This window comes from Amycolatopsis sp. NPDC033938 (genome assembly GCF_055575975.1).
The window spans coordinates 15,532-34,541 of sequence record NZ_JBVIRO010000030.1 but is presented as its reverse complement, the minus strand read 5'-3'; the positions used below and the strand labels follow the sequence as shown (position 1 = coordinate 34,541).

Annotated in this window: 27 protein-coding genes and 2 tRNA genes; 6 read left to right on the top strand and 23 right to left on the bottom strand. The window is 60.6% G+C overall.

What is annotated here, in order from left to right; translation table 11 throughout:
• Window positions 1-109 precede the first annotated feature (109 nt).
• The 23 genes from ACZ5ZX_RS39775 to ACZ5ZX_RS39665 all read right to left on the bottom strand — a co-directional run bounded on the left by ACZ5ZX_RS39775 (window position 110) and on the right by ACZ5ZX_RS39665 (window position 14,704).
• Entirely contained in the window at window positions 110-400 is a 291-nt protein-coding gene (locus tag ACZ5ZX_RS39775; protein WP_465507166.1) for a hypothetical protein, read from the bottom strand.
• Window positions 401-695: 295 nt separating this feature from the next.
• Entirely contained in the window at window positions 696-1,361 is a 666-nt protein-coding gene (locus ACZ5ZX_RS39770) for a phage tail tube protein (protein ID WP_465507165.1), read from the bottom strand.
• A gap of 18 nt (window positions 1,362-1,379) precedes the next feature.
• Window positions 1,380-1,790, bottom strand: a complete 411-nt coding sequence (locus ACZ5ZX_RS39765) for a phage tail termination protein (RefSeq protein ID WP_465507164.1) — start codon at window positions 1,788-1,790, stop codon at window positions 1,380-1,382.
• Window positions 1,787-2,068, bottom strand: coding sequence for a hypothetical protein (locus ACZ5ZX_RS39760; RefSeq protein ID WP_465507163.1), 282 nt, complete (start codon window positions 2,066-2,068; stop codon window positions 1,787-1,789). The genes ACZ5ZX_RS39765 and ACZ5ZX_RS39760 overlap by 4 nt, the downstream gene beginning before the upstream one ends.
• A 343-nt stretch (window positions 2,069-2,411) precedes the next feature.
• Window positions 2,412-2,939: a hypothetical protein gene (locus ACZ5ZX_RS39755; protein ID WP_465507162.1), complete on the bottom strand. Its 528-nt coding sequence runs from the start codon at window positions 2,937-2,939 to the stop codon at window positions 2,412-2,414.
• Between the two features lie 14 nt (window positions 2,940-2,953).
• Window positions 2,954-3,901 (bottom strand): major capsid protein, encoded by a 948-nt coding sequence (locus ACZ5ZX_RS39750; protein WP_465507161.1) that lies wholly within the window; start codon window positions 3,899-3,901, stop codon window positions 2,954-2,956.
• A 46-nt stretch (window positions 3,902-3,947) separates the two neighbouring features.
• Window positions 3,948-4,451, bottom strand: coding sequence for a hypothetical protein (locus tag ACZ5ZX_RS39745; RefSeq protein ID WP_465507160.1), 504 nt, complete (start codon window positions 4,449-4,451; stop codon window positions 3,948-3,950).
• 51 nt (window positions 4,452-4,502) lie between these two features.
• Window positions 4,503-5,141 carry a LamG-like jellyroll fold domain-containing protein gene (locus tag ACZ5ZX_RS39740; RefSeq protein WP_465507159.1) on the bottom strand — a complete coding sequence of 213 codons (639 nt, stop codon included), beginning with the start codon at window positions 5,139-5,141 and terminating at the stop codon, window positions 4,503-4,505.
• Between the two features lies 1 nt (window position 5,142).
• The gene (locus ACZ5ZX_RS39735; RefSeq protein WP_465507158.1) at window positions 5,143-5,565 is read right to left on the bottom strand and encodes a hypothetical protein; all 423 of its coding nucleotides are present in this window, start codon (window positions 5,563-5,565) and stop codon (window positions 5,143-5,145) included.
• A complete protein-coding gene (locus tag ACZ5ZX_RS39730; protein WP_465507157.1) occupies window positions 5,565-6,077 on the bottom strand; it encodes a hypothetical protein in 513 nt (170 codons plus the stop codon). The genes ACZ5ZX_RS39735 and ACZ5ZX_RS39730 overlap by 1 nt, the downstream gene beginning before the upstream one ends.
• Before the next feature lie 8 nt (window positions 6,078-6,085).
• Window positions 6,086-6,847 carry a hypothetical protein gene (locus ACZ5ZX_RS39725; RefSeq protein ID WP_465507156.1) on the bottom strand — a complete coding sequence of 254 codons (762 nt, stop codon included), beginning with the start codon at window positions 6,845-6,847 and terminating at the stop codon, window positions 6,086-6,088.
• Window positions 6,847-7,593 carry a VG15 protein gene (locus tag ACZ5ZX_RS39720; protein WP_465507155.1) on the bottom strand — a complete coding sequence of 249 codons (747 nt, stop codon included), beginning with the start codon at window positions 7,591-7,593 and terminating at the stop codon, window positions 6,847-6,849. The genes ACZ5ZX_RS39725 and ACZ5ZX_RS39720 overlap by 1 nt, the downstream gene beginning before the upstream one ends.
• Entirely contained in the window at window positions 7,583-8,938 is a 1,356-nt protein-coding gene (locus tag ACZ5ZX_RS39715; protein WP_465507154.1) for a phage portal protein, read from the bottom strand. The genes ACZ5ZX_RS39720 and ACZ5ZX_RS39715 overlap by 11 nt, the downstream gene beginning before the upstream one ends.
• Window positions 8,939-8,972: 34 nt before the next feature.
• A complete protein-coding gene (locus ACZ5ZX_RS39710; protein ID WP_465507153.1) occupies window positions 8,973-10,679 on the bottom strand; it encodes a hypothetical protein in 1,707 nt (568 codons plus the stop codon).
• Window positions 10,680-10,822: 143 nt separating this feature from the next.
• Window positions 10,823-10,895: transfer RNA gene (locus tag ACZ5ZX_RS39705), tRNA-Asn, on the bottom strand.
• A gap of 90 nt (window positions 10,896-10,985) precedes the next feature.
• A tRNA-Trp gene (locus ACZ5ZX_RS39700) sits at window positions 10,986-11,056 on the bottom strand.
• A gap of 292 nt (window positions 11,057-11,348) precedes the next feature.
• Entirely contained in the window at window positions 11,349-11,558 is a 210-nt protein-coding gene (locus ACZ5ZX_RS39695; protein ID WP_465507152.1) for a hypothetical protein, read from the bottom strand.
• Window positions 11,555-12,004, bottom strand: coding sequence for a phage terminase small subunit (locus ACZ5ZX_RS39690; protein ID WP_465507151.1), 450 nt, complete (start codon window positions 12,002-12,004; stop codon window positions 11,555-11,557). Before ACZ5ZX_RS39690 ends, ACZ5ZX_RS39695 begins: the two co-directional genes overlap by 4 nt.
• A gap of 444 nt (window positions 12,005-12,448) precedes the next feature.
• Entirely contained in the window at window positions 12,449-13,174 is a 726-nt protein-coding gene (locus tag ACZ5ZX_RS39685) for a hypothetical protein (protein ID WP_465507150.1), read from the bottom strand.
• Between the two features lie 201 nt (window positions 13,175-13,375).
• Entirely contained in the window at window positions 13,376-13,588 is a 213-nt protein-coding gene (locus ACZ5ZX_RS39680; protein WP_465507149.1) for a hypothetical protein, read from the bottom strand.
• Window positions 13,588-13,866 (bottom strand): hypothetical protein, encoded by a 279-nt coding sequence (locus ACZ5ZX_RS39675; protein ID WP_465507148.1) that lies wholly within the window; start codon window positions 13,864-13,866, stop codon window positions 13,588-13,590. Before ACZ5ZX_RS39675 ends, ACZ5ZX_RS39680 begins: the two co-directional genes overlap by 1 nt.
• A complete protein-coding gene (locus ACZ5ZX_RS39670) occupies window positions 13,866-14,156 on the bottom strand; it encodes an HNH endonuclease signature motif containing protein (protein WP_465507147.1) in 291 nt (96 codons plus the stop codon). The genes ACZ5ZX_RS39675 and ACZ5ZX_RS39670 overlap by 1 nt, the downstream gene beginning before the upstream one ends.
• Window positions 14,153-14,704: an Ntn hydrolase family protein gene (locus tag ACZ5ZX_RS39665; RefSeq protein WP_465507146.1), complete on the bottom strand. Its 552-nt coding sequence runs from the start codon at window positions 14,702-14,704 to the stop codon at window positions 14,153-14,155. The genes ACZ5ZX_RS39670 and ACZ5ZX_RS39665 overlap by 4 nt, the downstream gene beginning before the upstream one ends.
• Before the next feature lie 1,048 nt (window positions 14,705-15,752).
• Between ACZ5ZX_RS39665 and ACZ5ZX_RS39660 the strand changes: the two genes are divergently transcribed.
• From ACZ5ZX_RS39660 to ACZ5ZX_RS39635, 6 genes are all read left to right on the top strand, one after another.
• On the top strand, window positions 15,753-15,896 hold the full coding sequence (locus ACZ5ZX_RS39660; protein WP_465507145.1) for a hypothetical protein: 144 nt from the start codon (window positions 15,753-15,755) through the stop codon (window positions 15,894-15,896).
• A gap of 611 nt (window positions 15,897-16,507) precedes the next feature.
• Entirely contained in the window at window positions 16,508-16,651 is a 144-nt protein-coding gene (locus ACZ5ZX_RS39655; RefSeq protein WP_465507144.1) for a hypothetical protein, read from the top strand.
• Between the two features lie 540 nt (window positions 16,652-17,191).
• Entirely contained in the window at window positions 17,192-17,323 is a 132-nt protein-coding gene (locus ACZ5ZX_RS39650; protein ID WP_465507143.1) for a hypothetical protein, read from the top strand.
• 19 nt (window positions 17,324-17,342) lie between these two features.
• A complete protein-coding gene (locus ACZ5ZX_RS39645; protein ID WP_465507142.1) occupies window positions 17,343-17,612 on the top strand; it encodes a hypothetical protein in 270 nt (89 codons plus the stop codon).
• A 126-nt stretch (window positions 17,613-17,738) separates the two neighbouring features.
• Window positions 17,739-17,906, top strand: coding sequence for a hypothetical protein (locus tag ACZ5ZX_RS39640; RefSeq protein WP_465507141.1), 168 nt, complete (start codon window positions 17,739-17,741; stop codon window positions 17,904-17,906).
• Between the two features lie 377 nt (window positions 17,907-18,283).
• The gene (locus ACZ5ZX_RS39635; RefSeq protein ID WP_465507140.1) at window positions 18,284-18,814 is read left to right on the top strand and encodes a hypothetical protein; all 531 of its coding nucleotides are present in this window, start codon (window positions 18,284-18,286) and stop codon (window positions 18,812-18,814) included.
• Window positions 18,815-19,010: the final 196 nt, after the last annotated feature.

Below are 19,010 nucleotides of genomic sequence, written 5' to 3'. Positions count from 1 at the left end.
ACCCGAGGGGCCGAAGTCCTCGAAGGTGACGTGGGTCGACGTGAGTAGGTCACGCTCGACAGCCTCACCCCACCTACTGAGGACTTCGTGAAGAAACCCCAGAGACCCGTCAACGACGAAAGTGATCCGTCACGGCCTTGACCAGATTGGACACCGCATCCGCCGGGAAGTCACCCCAGACAGCCCAGAACGCTTCGAAGTCCTCACCCAGGAGGGTTTCGAAGAAAAGCGTCGGGTTGTCCTCAGCGTCCGTCTGGAGCTTGAAGGCGTCCCGGATCGCGAGACGGTTCGGGTCAGCGAAGGTGACCAGCTTTTCAGCCTCACCCTCCTTGCTGATGTCCAACTGGAACGGCTCAACGGTACGGTGGTCAAGGAAGCGCTCGTTCTTGAAAACAGCCATTGTTAGGTCTCCTGCCTAGTGTTAGCTGGGGTTACTTGTTTTCGGTCTTGGTCGGCTCAGTCGGCTTCGGCTCGAATGCCTTAGGCGGCGACTTGGGCCGCGGCGCGGGCTTCGGGGGTTCGGTGGACCAACCCGCGTGCTGGAGCTTGGAAGCCTCCGCCGGGTCGCCCGTGACGTAGACTTCGGTCTCGCTTCGATACAGCCGGAAGTCAGCCATAGGTGGTGCCTTTCGTGATCTCCTGCCAAAGGGTTAAGCGGCCCGGAGGGCAGGAGGGGGTCTCCGGGCCGCTAGTCATCAGGAACCGGCGACAGTCCAGCCCTCGTCCGCTGCGCGGGTGAGGAAGCCGGGGCCGAACTCGAACTTCGTAGCGAGAGTTCCGGTCACGTCGTCCGGGACGGCAGACACGGTGACACCGCGGGCCGCCGGGTCGTCGCCGTTGGCGTTGACGAAGTCTTCACGGCCAGTGACGCTGACCTTGTGGTACGCGGTCGCCCAGTAGCGACGGGTCGGGCCCGTACCGTCAACGGAGATGACCAGAGCACGCCAGTACTTGACGTCGGGCTGTGCCTGGACTTCGTACTTGGCCTCACCGGTTTCGGAGACCACGGTGCCGCTCAGGTCAACCGAGTCGTAGACCTCACGGGCCAACCGCTTGTTCTCCAGCATCGAAACCTGGAGAGTCGCGGTCTGCTCGGTGACGTCGGTTCGCAGCGGAGCCGCCGAACCCCACCCGGTGATATCCGTAGTCGAAATCTCGCCCGACTCGGTGGCCCCGTCGGACGACAACCAGCCGACCGAAGAGAACCCGGTCGGCATGTTGATCTGGCCCGCCACAGTGCCGACAAGGGTCGTCACCGGACTGGAAGTCTCATACGGCGCGAAGGCGACCAAGCCCTTGAGCGCCTTGCGGACGTTGCCGTTGTCACGGTCCGCCGCGGTTTCAAAAGTAACGTCAGCCATAGCCGACCTTTCTGGAAATCAGAGAGAACGGGTCTGAACGACCCAGTTGCTCACCTGTCGACGAATGTTCAGGTACTCCAACCCGTAGGGAATCGGAGTTGGCGACCCGTCTTCGTCGATTGAGTCGAGAAGACCAGCCGCGGTTGAAACGCCTTCGGCTGAGTCGCACATCTTCTGTCGGATCTCCGCATTGAGATCCTTCGAGTTAGCCCGGCTAGATCCGAATGCGGAGATCTCCACGCGGGCGATATCGAACAGCCCTAGTCGGTCGGCTCCGCCGCCGACCCGGTTGATGACGATGCACGGCGGGGGAGGACCCGCGACAGCGTCCTCGGGGTCTAGGAAGGCTCCGAGATCGGTCATCGTGGGCGCGATGTCTTCGAGGAGTTCGCATAAGGCGTCCTCGACGTCCGGGAAGTTGGCCGTCATTCCGTCATCAACGCCCGCGTAAGGAAGCGGGATGCCGGACGATGGTCGTTGCCGAACTGCTCGGCCACTGCCGCATCAGAGAAGACGATCGTTACCCTGACCCGGCCGTCGATGGGGTCTCGTCCGTGGACCAGATGGCCTGATGCCGCCGTGGTCCCGGAGACTTTGCCGACGTAGTAACGAGCGATTGCCATCTTCCGGGCAGCCGCGAGGGTGCATACCCGACGCATATCCCGTCCGCGAAGGAAGTCGCTCATGTCGTTGCGTTGGTACCTCATCCGGTCTGCCTCCTCACGTGGACTTCGGAACCGGCATCCCAGGTGTCCCAGGGAGAAACCCACTCAGATAGGTCACCGTCGATGCCCCACTTCGTGAGCGGGGCCGCCGGATGCTCCCTGAACTCGAAAACCGTCGAGGCGGGGAAATGGCCTGCGCCCGGTGGGAAGTAGAGAATCCCTGTCATCCGGACTTGGGTATTGTTGACGCTCTCCGTGGTAGTGGAGGACGATCGACCAGACGAACCCGAACTAGGGGCGAATCCGATAGCCTGGACAACTCGGGTCGCCGTAGACAACGGGTCACCGTGGCGATCCCGGGCAGTCTCCGAAGAGACGGTCACGTCTAACACGGTTCACCCGGCCATCCTTGATAACCCGCGTTCTGTTGGCCATCCCAGAAGTTGATAAGGATGGGTTGACCGGGGTCACAGTCTGGGTAGTAGGGCACTGGCTCACCACTGGAGCCGGTAATCATGACGCGGTTTTCCCACGCACAGATTGGCTGTTCATGAGCCCGCATGGTCGGCACCGAGGTAATCCCGTTGGCCGGGGCCTCCGCGTAGTCCGCCAGCACACGGAGTTCGTCGTCCGTGAGGTAAACACCTGTGGACGTCGCGAATCCCTCGCTGAACGGACCGGTCGCCCTGCTCTGGAGACCCGCCGGGTTGCGGAACTTCCGTTCCGCCGCCGCAAGGGTCACAGCTACGACCACATCAGGGATGGCGTCGCCGGGGGTCCACCGTCGGGTTTCCCGGGTTACTAGTGCGCTAGCGTCAAACAGGTTTGCCTTAGCGCGCTTGTAATCCGGACTCCCCTCGGTGAGGGTCTGCCCCAGGCGGTCGGCGAGATCTTCAACGCTCGCAAGCATCATGGGGCAGACTCCGATCAGGACTCGTTAAGGGTGATCTTCACCGCGCGGACGAGACCCTTGGTGCCGTTGCCCGCGCCCAGGTCATCGACGATGACGTTGGAGCCCGCGTAGGTGTCCACAATGGCCCTGTCGCGGACGTACAGCGCGTCGTAGTCGTGGATGTACCGCATGGCCAGACCGGCGTAGCTGGTCGAGGTGCCGAAGCTGGCACCGCGGGGGACGGACGGAGCCATCAGAGACAAAATGAACGCCGTCTTGTGGAAGACGTAGATGTCGTTGTCCGGCAGGGCCAGCGAGGTAATCACGGTGTTACCCGCCAGACGACCGATCTCCGCATTGCGGAGAGCGTTGCTGTCACCGCTCTGCTCGAACTGGTTCAGGTGGTCCGACTTGAGAATCCAGTTCTCCGCACCGGCACCACAAACGACCACACGGCCGTCCTGAGGAACGTGCCGCTTGTTGAGGATGGTACGAGCGTCAATGAGGACGTCGTACGGGTCATCCGCGCTGGAGTACTCCAGGGTGTGACCCGTGGCGTAGGTAGCGCCCGTGATGGTCGCGGCCACCAGGTCTTCCACGCCGAAGGCAACGGACTGAACGAGCGGGCTCAGAACCTGGGCGCCGAAGTTGGCGATGTCCAAGTTGAGGACTTCGTCCTCAATCACGGTGCCCTTGTAGATGTCCTTCGTCAGCGTGACGTCGACCTTGGTTTCCGCCAGGGCGTCCAGGGTGCGTTGACGCCCGGTGTCATCGTTGGGGTCCGGGCGAAGGTTCGCCGTCCGTGCAGTCGACGGAAGGGCCGGGACACGGTAAGAGATCGTGTCGTTCTTGGCCCCAGCGAAGTCGCTGCCGGATTTCCGGGTGACCAGACTCGGCAGGATGATGTCCCGCTGGAGCAGGCCGAGAGCTGCCGCGGCGACCTGTTCCGCCTTGAGGGGCGTAATTTTCGGCGTGTAAGCCATTTGTGATTACCTTTCGGCGATCCGCCGCCGCATTTCGGAGCGGAGGTTACTGAGAGATGGCCGCAATTTCGGCGGCTAGCTTCTGGGGGTCCAGCTCCACGGCCTCTTCCTGAGGACGGGCGCCACCCTTGAGCTTTTCCTTGGGACGGGTGTCGAGATTCGAACCGTCGTCCGTGTCCTCTTCCGACGTCTCAGCCGGTTTGAAAGAGGAAAGAAGGTCGTCAGCGTCAGCGAGGAGAGCATCTTCGTCGTCGCCCACGAGGCGCGCGGCCTGCTTCTCGGTCAGACCTTTTTGCATAGCCACCCGGAGACGAAGGGCCTCCTTGGCGGCCGTGGCCTTTTCCGCCTTGAGGGCGGAAAGCTCATCGGCGAGCTTCTGGGTTTCCGACTTTCCAGCCGCCTCCTGGGCATCCTTCCAGTCCTTCAGAGACTTCAGCTCTTCACGGAGAACCTTGTTGGCTTCACGTTCGGCCTTCAAAGCCCGGATTCCCTCTTCGCGGAGAGCTTCGTTCTCTTCCGGCTTAGCGGTTTCCTGGGTGTTTTCGGACATGGTTCGTAATCCCTTCGAGGGAGGATGGCCGCGAACTACGAGAACGCGGGATTAGGCAGCCGCGAAGAATGTGGTCTGCCGTAGTGCCGTAACCGGCGTGTTCCGGAGACGAGTAATCTCAGCATCGGTAGGCACCTCGCTGAAGAACCGGAGATCGTCGATCGCCGCGCCAGTGGTCGACCACTCGCCTATGTCGATCCAGTCGGCGGCCGTAGAGAGTGCCGTCCCGGCGGCGAACGACTGCGTACCGGTCTGCGTTCCGTCAACCAGGAGACGACACTGGCCGGTCGATCGCTTGTAGGTAGCGCAGTAGTGCCGCCACGTCGCCGATGGTGCGGTTCCGGTGGGGCGGGTGAGGAGATTGTTCGCCCCGTCGCGGGCCTGCACGGCCATGCTGCCGGAAACGTTCAGGACTCCCCAGGCGCCTGAGTTGAGATCGTTGTCCTGAAAGCGAACCCACCACGTGGTGAGTGCGCCCTTAGCCCAGAACATGATGCACCGGTCATCGGTCTGGCAAGCAGCGAGAAGGGCGGCCGGAAATTGGGGCATGGTGGCACCGGTTTTGCCGAACGCGTTTCCGGTGTTCCCGCCGGACACCGACACGGCCGAGGAACCCAGGGTGAGGTGTCGCCCATGTCCGGAGTAATCCCGGCCGTCGACATCGAAGCTGTAGGCGCCTTCGAGCGGCATCTCACACTCCGGGTTCGAACGCGAGTACGCACCAACGGGCACCACCGGAATAGCCGCTGTCGTAGACAGCCGTCAGATATCCGACCTTGTTCGCGGCGGTGTTGAGTGTGGTGTTCGGAATATTCGATCCGAGCACGAAGCCACCGGTTCCAGTGGCCAACGTGATCGTGCGGGTACCGGTAGCATCCTGGCGGAGCCGCCACGTGCGCCTCATGCCGTCCTGGGCGTTGGTGGGTGCCCCCAGCGTCCGGTTCCCGCCTAGCGTCACGGAGAACACCTCCGCCGTGGAAGCGTCGGTCGCGATAGTGGCGGCGTCGGTAAGCGAGCCGACGGCGTCGGTCGACAACGAGCCCGCCACCGAATCCCCGGAGGGGAGTTCGGAGACGGCCCCGCTGACCAGAACCAGCGGACGTCTAGCGGCCATCAGGCGAGAACGATCGGAAGACCGGCGTTGAAGTTGACCGTGGTGGCACCGGTCGCGTAGCCGACGCGCTGCACGACCTGCCCGGTCGCGGACGGCGGGGTTGAGGTGGCCGCACCGGGCGTAGTAGCCGACAAGTACACCGGACCGGCCGTCTGGCCGGAAACCTGGGTATCAGTGCCTTCGAAATACACGGTCGCGTTGGCACCATTGGACACAGCCGAGAGAACGAAGCCCATAGCTTCCTTGCCCGCCGCGCTGGCATCGGCCTTACGCACCCGGGGGTTGCCGGTGAGGTTGTACACGTTGACGAGGTCACCGGCGGCTAGCGCCTCAGATGCCTGGATGGACTGCGTGTCCGCGCCGATGCCGACCGGCATCATGGAGGTATCGAGACGACCGGTCGCATCGAGGGCGGGAATCTTGCCCGCGTCACCGGCGCCCGCCGATGTCTGATTGGACACGACCTCGGTCAGCGTCCCGGCATTCTGGGTGAGGTACTTGTTTCCGGCCATGACTTTCCTTAAGTGAGCTTGATCGACGGAAGACGATCGACATACAGAGATGTGGCCGAGATGGCAAAACCCACCTGTGCCAGAAAATTAGCGTCCGGACCCGTGGGCGCCGTCTGCGTAAGAACGCCATTGGCGCCTAAATACACCGGTTGCTGGGGCGTCCAATTCCAGCTCTGTTCCGTCATCGCGCCGAGGATCACTGCTTGGGCCGATTGTCCGGCCGCTGCTGCTCCGGCGGTTACCCAGATCGGCGCGGCGATGTGGTTGGGGTTGTCATTGCTGGCATAAACCCATTCACCGTCCGGACCCGGCGTAACGGCTCGGTGGCCAGACAGCGCGATCGACGCGATACCAACGGCACCCGGCGTGCCAGAGTCGCCCCCTGCACCCTCAACGAAGACATTTCCTTCAGCGTCAGGGAAAACCCCGTTGACGGAGAGCACCCGCGTGAAGCGCGGAGTAATCGTCTCCGCAGGAGCTAAGTCGAACAAGTCGACAGGGTTCATCGATGCGGGCAAAAGGACTGAGAACGCGGACCGGTAGTCACCCGCGCGGATCTCTACTCGGTAGAACCACCCGCTGGGGGTGATATCAGGGTCATCCGTCGCCGCGAGTTCGACAGACAGCGTGCCGTCTTCCTCGAACTCCACCCGAGTGGGCAGCGGAAGTACGTGGGTGTCGTCGGCGGCGTCCTTCAGGAGGGTAGAAGGGGTGAAGACGGCGAACGCCCCGGTAATCGGGGTCTTCAGGGCCGTAGTGACCATGACCATTACCGCACCCCTTCCGATTGTCGGATAGCCTTTAGAATGTCTTTTGTTCCGGATGCTTCAGTGGAAGCCGACGTATAGATCTGTTCGGCCTTTGCTATGATTTCGGGTAAACCCTGCGTCCGATCGAAGATCGGAATCATCGTGCAACTGCAACCCTCGTGGTATGACTTACCCGAGCCCCGCCGTTTCGATCGGGACGTCGTCGTCAATACCGTGTCCTTGGAGTAGACCGCACCACGGCTAGCTAAAAGAATGCAGAAGGCGCAAGCCCCCGGGGACGGAACACGGGCGAATCCAAGCGCAGTCTTGTCCTTGCTGATCGCGTTCTCCGTCGTCTCACGGCCGCCGTCTAGCACAGCCGAAGAGGTCGACCGACCAACCAACTGGAACGCTTTGGAATGGGCCTCGCTGGGCTCCATCCCTTCGTTGATCAAGTGCCTTAGGCGACCGGGGCCGGTGATTAGCAGCGATCGCATAACCCGAGCGTCATCCATCGGAGACGACGCCTCATACCAGATGTCTGGAAGAGGGCGGAGCAGGTTGTAGGTATTCATGGCCTGCTCAGCGGACCGATCCCGATGTTCCCGGATCACCTCAGCCATGATGGTTAACCATCGGGCTGTCGTGGTTATCGGGTGGACAGGGTCGATCCACTGCCACGCGGTAAGAGCGTCCGCTAAGGCAGCCTTACGGACAGCCATTTGAGACGCCTTACCGCGGGTTGCGATAGCGGCGTCACTGGGCATTCTCATCCGCCGGGTTCTTGTTCAACAGTTTGTCAGCCAGGACATCAATTTCATCCTGTTGGGCCTCCACCATCTCACGCCATTGCTCGATCTTCGTCTGAGTGACGCCGGGAAGCATTTCCCAGATGGCCTCGTTGGGGACACCGAAGGCCGTCATCTTGTTTCCGGCGTCGGCGACCTGGGCCAGTGAACGGGACTCCCGATCAGCCCACTGAATCTCAGCGGTGTCCGGGAAATCCAAGCCGACGTAGGCTGAAGCTAGCCGAAGGAGCTGTTCGAAGCTTTCACCAAGGGTGTGCTTGTAACCCGTAACCTTACGGGTAAGCGTCGTCTCCGCCGCCGCAATAGCGTCGGCTGCGAGGTTGGACAACTGTCCAAGAAGATAGTGAGCGGGCGTCTGGGAAGAAACGGCAAGATCCCGTCGGGCCTGTTCCTTCGCAGCGATGTATCCGTCTAGGGGTGACCCGGGGAGAGCCCAAGCCTTCGAGTCCTTGTCTTCCAGGACCGGAGTGATAGACGGGTCCATTCGGATCGGCACGGGTTTACCGTCCGGTCCTTTGGCGACCTTGACACCCGAGAAACCACGAATCTGGAAGGCGCCGTAGTGCTGTACCATCAGAAGGTCGAAGGACGTCTGATTTAGGCGATCCTGAGCCTGGTAGTTCGGCTCGATCTCGCCGTAGCAGTTGCCGTCGAGGTCCATATCTGGTGCGAATCGAACCACGGGACAGACGCTGGCACCATGGGCCGCACCTTTACCAAGTGACGGCGGCGGGGTGACGTCCTTGCCTTGCTGGTCAATCTTCTGAGGATGGATGGTGACCGGATAAATGGCCTTTTCGTCGATGATGCCGACGATTTCCCCGTTTGTGCTCAGCTGGAATACGTATTCGGGCCAGAGGTCGTCAACCGGGTCCGCATAGAGGGCGTACATCCGGGAGGCGGAGACGCCCCGCATCTTCGGAACGGGTTTCCCAGGGGTAACCATCCCGTAGCAATAGCCGTCGGTCAGCGCAGCGGAAATGATCTGCTGATGACGACGATCCATGTCGTTCTTCTGCCAGATGTCCCAGGCGGGTATCTGGTCGCCTGTCCTCTTTCCGGTCCACACACCGTCAACGAAGAGCTGTTGAAGGGGGGCGTTGCGAATCATCGGCATCATGTTCGTTACCGAACGTTCGCGAAGGAGGATATATTGGTCCGTCGCGTCCTTCGGTGTGTACGGACGATCGTGCTGACCGTCGATGTACCGCTTGATTTTGGCAAGCCGGGAGAGTTCGTTGGCGATGTGGCCCGCGTGCTCTTCAATCAGCTCTTTGAGGATGTCATTGTTGATGAGCGCCATCGAGGCCCCTCAGTAAGGGGGCCTCGCGCCCCAATCAGAAGAAGTACATTTCCGAGGAACGTTCCTCGACAGATTTGCCAGAAGCGAGATAGAGAGACCTACCCAGCAGAGCGCCGACCATCGACACTGCGAGGTCAACCTTCTTCGGGGACGTCCGGGTCTCCTTGCCGATGCCGATTCCGTAGACATTCGGCCGAACTCGGCAGTTATGGACGTGGGCGGCCAGGGCCGCATCCCCATCGTGGGTCAGCGTGCCGTCCTCGTCGATCATCTCGCGGACTCGCTCGCACATCTCAACGAAGAGCCTGAAGCGTTCCTTGCCGCCCGGGAGAGACGTCCTGAAGTCGTAGACCACCGCGGACTTGTTCGACGCCCACACGGGCAACTGATCACGGAAATCGAGATGCCACTGTTCGACCAGGTGACCCCAATACGGCGTCGCGTCGTCCTCGTCATCGGTCGCCGGGGACGGGTCGACCCCGAACCAGCACACCGTGAACCGTTCGAACGCCTGCCGGACAGCAGAGTCAACCTCATGCCGCGGCGCCAACCATCGCTTGTTCTGGCTGCCGTGGGGCTTCTGCCAGAGACCGAGTCGGAAGGCATGGCCGTCGGAGATCCTGACGCCTACAAGGGCTGTCGCGTCTCCCGACTTCGAGCAGTCGAGGAACATCGAGATTTCGGTACCGTCTTCAATGACGATGTCCGGGCGAGCGAGGGCGTTCCAGTTGTTCGGTTCCACCCAAGCAGACTCCGTCGCCGCTACGCCGTTGGCGTAGAAGCGGATAGCCTCCGCTAGCGAGGTTTCCTCGTCGTAGACCTCCGCCAGAATTCGCTTCTGGGAGATCCACGGGGAGTGAGCGTATGCTTGAGCAATGATCTTGGCGTCGTCGTCGGCGTGGCCGAAGGACAGATCCGGGTCAGCCTCCGTGGAGATGTAAAGGATGTCCTTCTTCATCTTCGGGTACTTCCCGGACACCTGGGACTGCCAGGATTCGTAAGTCTTCTCCGCTACCGACCCGCCGCCCTGTTCGTGGGCGTTGGTGGCCTCGGTGATCCTCGCTCGACCACCGGGTGACTTGCCGACGTTACGGCGCATGGTCCTAGCGACCTTGGCGCCACCGTTCGACTCCGTCATATGGTGGGTCTCGTTGAGGAAACCGTCAGTGAGCGGGTCACCCTCAGCTGACCGCTCGGAAGCGGTCATAATCTTGATCCGGGAGCCTGCCGCGGTCGCCGACGCCATCTTTCCGGGTGTAAACCCAGTCTCCCGACGCAGTTCGGCGCCAACGAGGGCATTCGCGGTGTCCAGCAACTCCTTGGCCTGAGCTTCGGAGTTGGCACCGATGCCTACAAGGGCTTTCCGGTGGGCCATCCCGATGGGGCGACCAGTGATCGGGTCAAAGTGGGAGAACTTCGCCGGACCCATGCAGGCCCCAAGAACCAGAGTGCCCAAGAAGGGGTCCTTGCCAGCGCCCTTGGCCATCCGAACGATGGTCCGTCGGTACAGCCAGTCGCCCTCTTCGTCCACAGCGAAATGAAGGACGATGATTTTCTTCTGCTGGGGAGTGTACCGCCAGGGGTCCCCCGTCAGGTGATGAACTAAGTTGGCCTCAGCCCATTCGATGAACTGAAAACCGATCGACGGCGGGAGATCCGCGAGGTCTTCAGGCCAGGGAATGGATTCGAGGCCACCCGTGGTTTTGTTTCTGTAGTAGCCCGCGGGGGCGGTTAGCTCCACGCGGACTCCTTATCGTGTATTGTTTAATCGGGCTGAAAATGCCCGTTTTCTGAACGTGGCTTAGCGAGGGCGGCTTTACCCGTTTGCCTAGGAACAACCATCAGGTCAAACCCCGGGACTCGAACCCGGACACACCCTCTAAGCTGACCACCCTGGATTCGAACCAGGAACCTGCCCGTTAACAGCGGGGTACTCTGCCAATTGAGTTAGTGGTCATCAGAGGCCCACATCACCCGCGTCCAGCTTGCCGACTGACACGACCAACATGAGCTTGTCTATGGACATCCGGCAAGACTCCATAGCTCGCCCGGGTGGAGAGAATCGAACTCCCGTTAACGGTTTTGGAGACCGCCGCTCTACCATTGAGCTACACCCGACCAGGAACAGGGATTACCACGGGCATCCGGCCCGCCCGGTTTTAGCCTGGGGTGTGACCCCGATCATCCCTGTTCTCGCCTGCAACTACCTGGAAGATTTACGGTCTTCAGGCTCCGCTTAAGCGCCCGGCGTAGGCGCACCGAGATGGATCGCAGCCTAGTGGGCTGTGTATTTCGGTTAGCTAGAAACCCCGGGCACAGGGCCCGGGGCTGTAAATGCCGTGTATTTCAGCCCACGACCGGCTATTAGGCCGCCTTTGGTCACCCGGTGCGGCTATCCGGGTAGCGCTTGTTAGTCGTCAGCGCTGGTCTCATTAGTTTCACCCAGGATAGCCTGGTCGTCCAGATAGGCATTCAGGTTTAGCATCGCTAGCAGTTCCGGACCGTACCGCTTGACAGCGGTTGACGTCATTCGGACCTCGCCGGGCGATAGATACACAGGGATAAGGTCTTCCCGGTCGCTGATCTCGTCCACCCAACCGCCCTTGGCGAATTCGGTCACTCCTCGAATACCTTCCTGGCGGCGTCGATCTGACTCACCGGAGCCAGCTTCGGCGGCGGGGGTGTCCGATCGATCAGGAGTTTCGCCTGACGACGGTGGATCTCCGTCATCCCGAGGTCTCGCATCATCGCTTGGACCGCGGTCAACGCCATGGCCTTGTAGCCACCTTCTGCCAGCTTGTGGACGGCTTCACAGGTCAGGTAGAGGTAAGCCCAGTCGGGGGACTCGGCGAATACCCGGGTCGGGGAGGACGTCATGGAGTCCCAGACCAGCCGGGCCGCCTTGGACCACCCGGGGTTGGGCTCTGGGATGACCGGGGCTGGCTCATCGCTGGCATCGATCCGGGTGAACCCCGCGCCAACGTCGCCAGCTCCATTCGGCCTGCCAAGCTTGGCCTCCGGCCGCTTGGCGTTCGCGCCACCCGAGCGGCCTGCTACTCCGGCCATTGTACCCCCAGGATTTCCAGTTTGCGGAGGAGATCGTTAACCTTCTGCTGACCCTCTCGGGTCAGAGTGAGTTCAACCTCGCCATCGCTGGACACGAGGTACACAAAGTTCCCCATGAGGTCTCCTACCTGCGGATATGTTCGATGTTCGGTCACTACAGGACACCGAACGATGCCTGTGGGAAAACTTCATTCGCCGAGCACGGAGGCAGACGCTATGCCAACCGATGGTCTGGCGCTGAGGCCCAGGGGTACCCCCCTGCCCCTGGGACCGCTCAGCCACCCCAGGACACCGGAGAGCAGGCTCAGAACGTCTCAGGCCATCTGAGGGCCACTTCGGCAGTCAACCCCTCAAGCAGCTCAGCGAGGTCGGGAGCTATCTCGTCAACCTGGTCTCGTTCACCCTCACTCAGGGCGCACCAGACACCTACCAGTCGATCTCTCATCACACCTCGAATCGACACGGGTCAGGGAACTGACCGCGGATGAAGCGACCTATGTTGCCTCGCTCGAACGACATGTCATGGGTCGACAAGTACTCGCTATCCATCACCCAGCTAGCCAGTGGTGTCCTGAAGGGGTCGTAAACCTTCACGTCACCATGAGGTAGCTCAACACCGCCAAGGCCAACCACGTTGCCGTAGATGGTCGCGTGTTGGACCCAGCAGTCCTCGCGGTTGATACCCATAGCGTCCAACATCGCAGCCTTGTGAGTCAGCAGTGGGACATGAGCCGCATAGCTCAAGGGCTTGTTGACACCCATATCCCTGAGGATGTCCCTCGTAGCCACCATGCTCTTGTAGTAAGAGCTACCCAGTCGATCGGGACCGTAGTCATCAAGGACGTCTTGTACGTAGCCCCAGTGGTAGACGTTGGCCCCAGGCTTCATGACGAAGAAGTCATCGTTCATGAACCAGAAGGGGTCAGAAATTAGTGGGCTTTCCAATGCCGCCCTCTGATTGCGAAGGCTGTTCGGATGCTTCTGCCCTTTGATCTGATCTACGGGAATGTAGATATCCGGATCTACCCACGCTGGCCTGTATCCCACGATGACGACTCGGGTATCAGGCCAGTTGGCCGCCACCGATCGCAGGGAGTACCGAAGCTCTTCGTTGGCTTCGGACTCCTTCACGACGTAGACGGCGTCAGGCGATGGTTGACTCTGACTCATCGTCAACCCATTCCACCGGGCGATTCAGGAACCGCATGTTCATATCTCGCTGGATCACCATGCGGGGCCGACCAAAGTCAACCATCTCATCCTGGATCTGGTTCGCCTGTTCAACAGTAAGTCGGATCGTCTTCGGACTAACCAGTCGATGAGGACCGAAGCACGCTCTGATCACACGGTCTAGAGTCGGCTTATCGCTCATCAGCTATCCGCCTTCCGAGGACGGCCAGGACGACGCTTGGTCCCCACGATTACTTCGCCCGCTGGAGCCTTCTGCTCGAAGTCGACCACAGAAGTCTCCTCGACAGCCTCAGCAAAGCCACGGGTAATCAGCCACTCAGCCGTAGACGGCGTCTGGTCGACGACTTCGCCCGCCTTGACGTTGGCCAGATCTTCGAGATATCGAATTTTCATCAGACCACCTCGTACGTAGCTTCGAAGATGTCTGGCTTGCACGGGTAGAAGCCCTTGGCGTCCTTCAGAACCCATTCGCCAGGTTCGACCCCGAGCCAAACGGAGTTTGCCGCTACGTACAAGGTCGCTGTAGCTGCCGGGTTCTCTTCCCGGTCAGCGAATTCCAGCTCCCAGAACGTAGTGGGGCCGGTCCACTCCTGGATCTCAGCCTCATTGTCGCCGGTCCACTGCATTGCTTCAATGACGATGGGTTTCTTTCGATACCTTTGAACGCTCACTATGCTCTCCCTGGGTGTTCCCTCGGTCTCCGCTTACCGCTACGCCGTAGACGACCCCTACGGGCTTCCTCAGCGGTCTTCAAGTCGTGGTGGGTCTGGCACAACCCCTGAAGGTTGTCGAGTCTGTCTGAGCCACCCTCAGCGGTCGGGGTGATGTGGTCGACAGCAGCGAACGGGAGGGCGCAGCCCGGAAGTTCGCAGTAGCCACCCGAAGCGGCTACTCGTCGTCTGACGATGGCCCGATTCCTGAAGAACTCCGGGCCATATCGATAGCCAGCGGACCACGTCACGGGTCGGCCTGAGTGAAGACTTCCAGCACTTGGGTATCGGCTACCGAGATCGGACCACTGCAACCCACATCGGTTGCCGACGCTCGACTGACCGCGGTAACGACGTCCTCAGGGCCCCAGGAGCCGTCCTTGCCGAGATACCCGAGGGCTTCAGCTGCCCCACTGCCGATGGCAGTACGTCCGGAACGGTCAGCCATGACAGCCCCGTTGTCGTAGATCGTGGCGAACCGTCCTCGGTTCGCAATCAGGGTGATAACTTCAGCGTCGTCAGCATCCGCCTGGGACAACACCCGACGCATCTCCGGTACCACCCGGGTCACGATGAAGCGGAGCCAGTCCGGGTCTTCCTTGGGTCGCCACGTCGGCCAGTTAGCCGTGTACCGGAGAACCTGGGCTGCCCGGACATCGCCAGCACACCCGATGACGTACCGCCCGGAGATCCAGAGTTTCGGTTCGGAGTTCTCCATCTGGCTTCCGGCCGCGGTGGTCTGTCGATCAGCAGCCACGGTGACGTGCTTCCCGTTCCGGGCAGCGACGATGACGGTCATCCGGTACTCCCTCGTTGACGTGAACCCGGTGGGGAGCACGACCCGGACCACGACAGGGGAGAGGCTGTCGTTACTCACGGGTGGCTCAACCCACCGGAGACCTAATGGATATCTGAGATGTCTTATCAACCAGGGTTGTCTTTGGTTAACCCTTGAGAGGTCATCCTTCGGATGACCTCCGGATGACCTCAAGGTCATCTGTAGTTATCTGTCATCTAGTAGGTGGGTGTGCATCGTGGGGAAGTGCAACACGACCCCTTCAGATATCACCCGTTCGGGGGAGGCGTAGCTTGCCTCGTGTTGTGGAGTCGATCTGAGTTCACCGGGCGTTGACCAGGGAGAAGCCCTTTGAAGCTAGCCCATCCGGGTGACAGATATGTCTCGAAGCTTGACGAGTGCTGCCAGCACGTGGATAGTTACAGGGGTCAGGCCGACCGGGACACCGGGAAGCCAGGCAAACACCGGGGACACGGACTGACTCCGTCATAGCAGCGGAGCGAGCCAGCAACGGGAACCGGGATCGGTCGTCAGACCGGGGAAGCTTCCACCAGGGCCTGAGAGCCCCTGGAGACCCCGACGAGAGGGCCAGCGAGGCGGCGACTGCCGGGAGGCGGATAGCGCTCGCTGAACAGGACCGCTCGGTTAGGTAACCGGGCGTCATCTCAGAGGTTCACATGATTTTCCCGGGACGGGTCAGCCGCGAACGACTGCGGACCAACTGGCTCTAGCGGGCGACTCGGAGACGACGGCCTACGAGGTTCGATACCTCGAAGCGGTACATGAAACCAAAAAACAAGCCTAAGCCGGGTGACTTGGCTAAGGCGGTGCTCAACGCACCTAAAGACACAGAGGTGATGTACCTACCTCGTTGGCCTTCGGATCACCATCCGTGGGTTACGACGGGCAAAGGTGCATCCTTAAGTACTCGCTACGCAAACCGGGAGGTGGAGCGCTAGTGGATGGACTCGGAGACGATCGCCTACGAGAGGCCCCAATCATGACTCCAAGCAGCACTTTCTCCGAACTTGCGGAGGGAGTAGCACGCACAGTGCAGACGGCCAAGGATAACAGCGTCCCACTTGACTGGAACGAGGAAGAATCCCCTAGCCACTTCGTTGATCACGTCAAGGAGGTCGCCGAGGACATCCAGATGCGGCGGGCCAACTACAACCCGGCAGGGCGGGACAACTGATGTGCTACTCGCGAAAAACTAGTGTCTTGGATGACACCGTAGACCATCTACTAGACAGAGCCAAAATGGGTAGGCGGTTGGGTGTGTCCCCGGACACCCAGAGGATTCTTGACGATGCCTGTGACGGAGCCCTGCTTCTTTGGCAACGCCTCTACCGCGCCAAGAAAAAACGGCAAGATTCTCGCTAGCTACATGGGTCATTGCGGCAACTTGCCGGGTAGGTCTTCTCTTCCCTGCCCGGCTTGTTGTTGTCATGAAACGGAGGCATGAAATGCTATGTGAACAGTGCGCGGAGCGCGTAAAGCGGGCCGCGGAACTGCGCGAACAACTGGAAGCGTTGGAGCGTCTTGTCAAGGATTGCCCCGCCAAGAGAATTACGACGTACGATGACTGAAGGCGAACAGCCCACCATTGTCATCGTGCTGACCTGGAATCAGGGAGAGTTCCCGTACGCCCGGGTGTTCCGCTCGCGGTCGGCCTTCCTGGCGGCCAGAGACGAACTCAGGCGGTCGGGGACCGCTTATCGAACGCACACGGTTTCCGTAGAGGGCTGACCCTCTGCGGTCTTCTTGCTTAGTCAACTAGAAACCCCCTTTGAAAGGATCAGAACAATGACCTGGACTGTTCGCTTCACCAAGAACGGCGAGACCAAGTTCAACCGGGGTCTCAGCTACGACGCCGCCATGCTGTGGCGAGACCGCTACAACAAGCAGGGTTGCGAGATCGTGGCCGTCATGCGCGAACGTCGGAGCTGATCTCCGGGCGTTTTCTTATACCCAATTACTTGACGCGTGCTGCCAGGAGGAAACTTGACAGACTGCATCGTTGTCGAGTGCATATGCAGCACTCGCCGCCATCCCGAACAGCTTCCGGCGGCCCTTCATCGAACCCGCAAGGGTGGCCGGGCTGACCACGACTATAAGGCCGCCTTCGGCGGCTCGCTGTCCAAGCAGATGGGTGTCATCGCCCATTCGTCCTATCGGATCAAGAGAAGTCGATGAGCCCGTGCGACGGTACCGCCGGTCACTTCATGCACATCCGCTGTGCGCCTTGCACGGCCGAGGAGCTAAAGCTCAAGCCTTTGGAGGCCGTAGACGTCTGGTTCGAAGTGGGCGTTATCGACTCGGAAGCTCGGGAGGGCTACCGCCACGTGTGGGCCCTCTCCGCTGTCCGCTCGAAAGCATACGACCACTGGAAATCGCTTCCTGACGGCGAGTTCGCTAAGGCTGTCGCTAGCGAACTCGTAAAGCGAATCCCGACCGCCTCGTACCACCGCTGAACACAAGGAGAAGAAAATGAGCCAGCTCGCTGCCCGTGTCCACAACTTCAGGTCGGCCTTCTACGTCAAGGCCACCGCCGTCCTGCTCTTCGTCCTCATGGTCGCGGGGTCGTGTGGTGGCGGCTGGAACGACCCCTACAACTACTGACGACCCAGGAGGAGTACCCGTGATGGGCCAGTGGTTACATAGACTCGACCTGTCGGACATCTATCACTCCGACGTTCATTCGCTTGCCGACAAGGCGCGAATTATAGCCAACAGGATTGAAAGCAAAGGGTTCTTCACAGAATGCTGGACTTTCGGCGTTTCTGACGTAGTCGACCAGTTCCGCGACATGGCTTCTGACAAGCGGGATGACGTGGCGGAGTTCGACAGCATTATGAACGACCTCTACGACTACGCGGACGCCAACAGCGTCTGGGTTCAGACCCGGTAGTCCGTCGCGGCAGGTTGGGTCGCCCGCTGGGTGGCCCTTCCCGCGTCGACGGGCGCGAGGGCTCCCCGTGACGACGGTGCCGCCGCGGGTTGAGCCCACCAAAACTTCGAGGAGAGGACACCCCGCATGAAAGAACGCGACGACCTGTGGGTTGCCGTCGCCAGCGTCGTGCCGCTGGAGGCCGTCGTGGCCGCGGTGAAGGCCAAGGATCCCGAGTGGGAGGTCTGCGAGCTGGTCAACAAGGCCGTCTACGCCACCTTGGACCACTACGGCATCGAGCGGGCTGCTGACTAGTGATTCTCACAACTTGAGAGGCGACTCTACGCCACAGGAGTGAACCGGGGAGATCCTTTGAGGCTACTCCAAACGGGTCAACCACCCAGGTCGGTTGATATTTCAAGTTACCCTACGTGCTCGAACTAGTGACCCTATGTCTAGAACAGGTGTTCGTTTGAGCTGACAAAGTCCCAGGTCAGCGGGCGGTAAACTACTGTGCAGTAGGTCACAGTGACACAACGACCGGAGATGTCTCGTTAACGACTCCGGGTAGTTCATCCGATGAACGGGACAACAGGCTGCGACAAGTGGCCCAAGGTCAACTAAGAGACCCTAGCTTGAGTGGTATTGGAGGCACCCGTAAAGTAATCCCCACAACGGGAGGGGACTACAAGATGGCCAGGAAGCGCACGACGTCTAAGGCGGAACTCGAAGAACTCATCAACAAGGGGTTCAGTCGTAAAGAGGTAGCCAAGATTGTGGGTATGACCCCCGCGGGGGTGTCCTACTACCTTCGGCACACTGACGGGGCGCCCGTTGAGTCGACGGTTGAACGCCTGAAGAAGTCGTTGCCCTGGGACATCTCTGGTGAGATGGTGCGAGCCGTCCCTTATCGGATGATCCTGCTTCATCTCGAATACCAGGAGACTGGCGGCAAGAACATGTCAGCCAACAAATCGAGGGCTAATCCTTACAAGCTGGATAAGCTGCGAGTCTTCTACGAGAAGTTGGCTGACTTCTCGCTCGTGGTCCGCTACGACCCCGACATTCCGCCCCGTCCTGGGCAGCGGTTCGGAGGGTTCGAGTATGTACCGCGACAAGATAGCGATGGGGACCTGATAGTCCGGGTCGACGAGAATACTGAGATACCGGTCGAGGACCGGGCTAAATGGTCACTCCCCGCAAGGGAGGATTGGCCGGAGTAGGGGCCCCAATTGTCAGTACGATTGGTTGCTGATGTGGTTGGCAGGGTGTTCGCGTACCAAGACGACGCGCTGTTGACGGTGATACGGGGTGAGGGGGTCAGTCCGCACGAACCGGCCTACGGACCGGTTCGGCGGCTTCTGACGGAGCATTGCCACACCTTGGGGTATCGGGGGCCCAATGGGGATGACGAAGGTG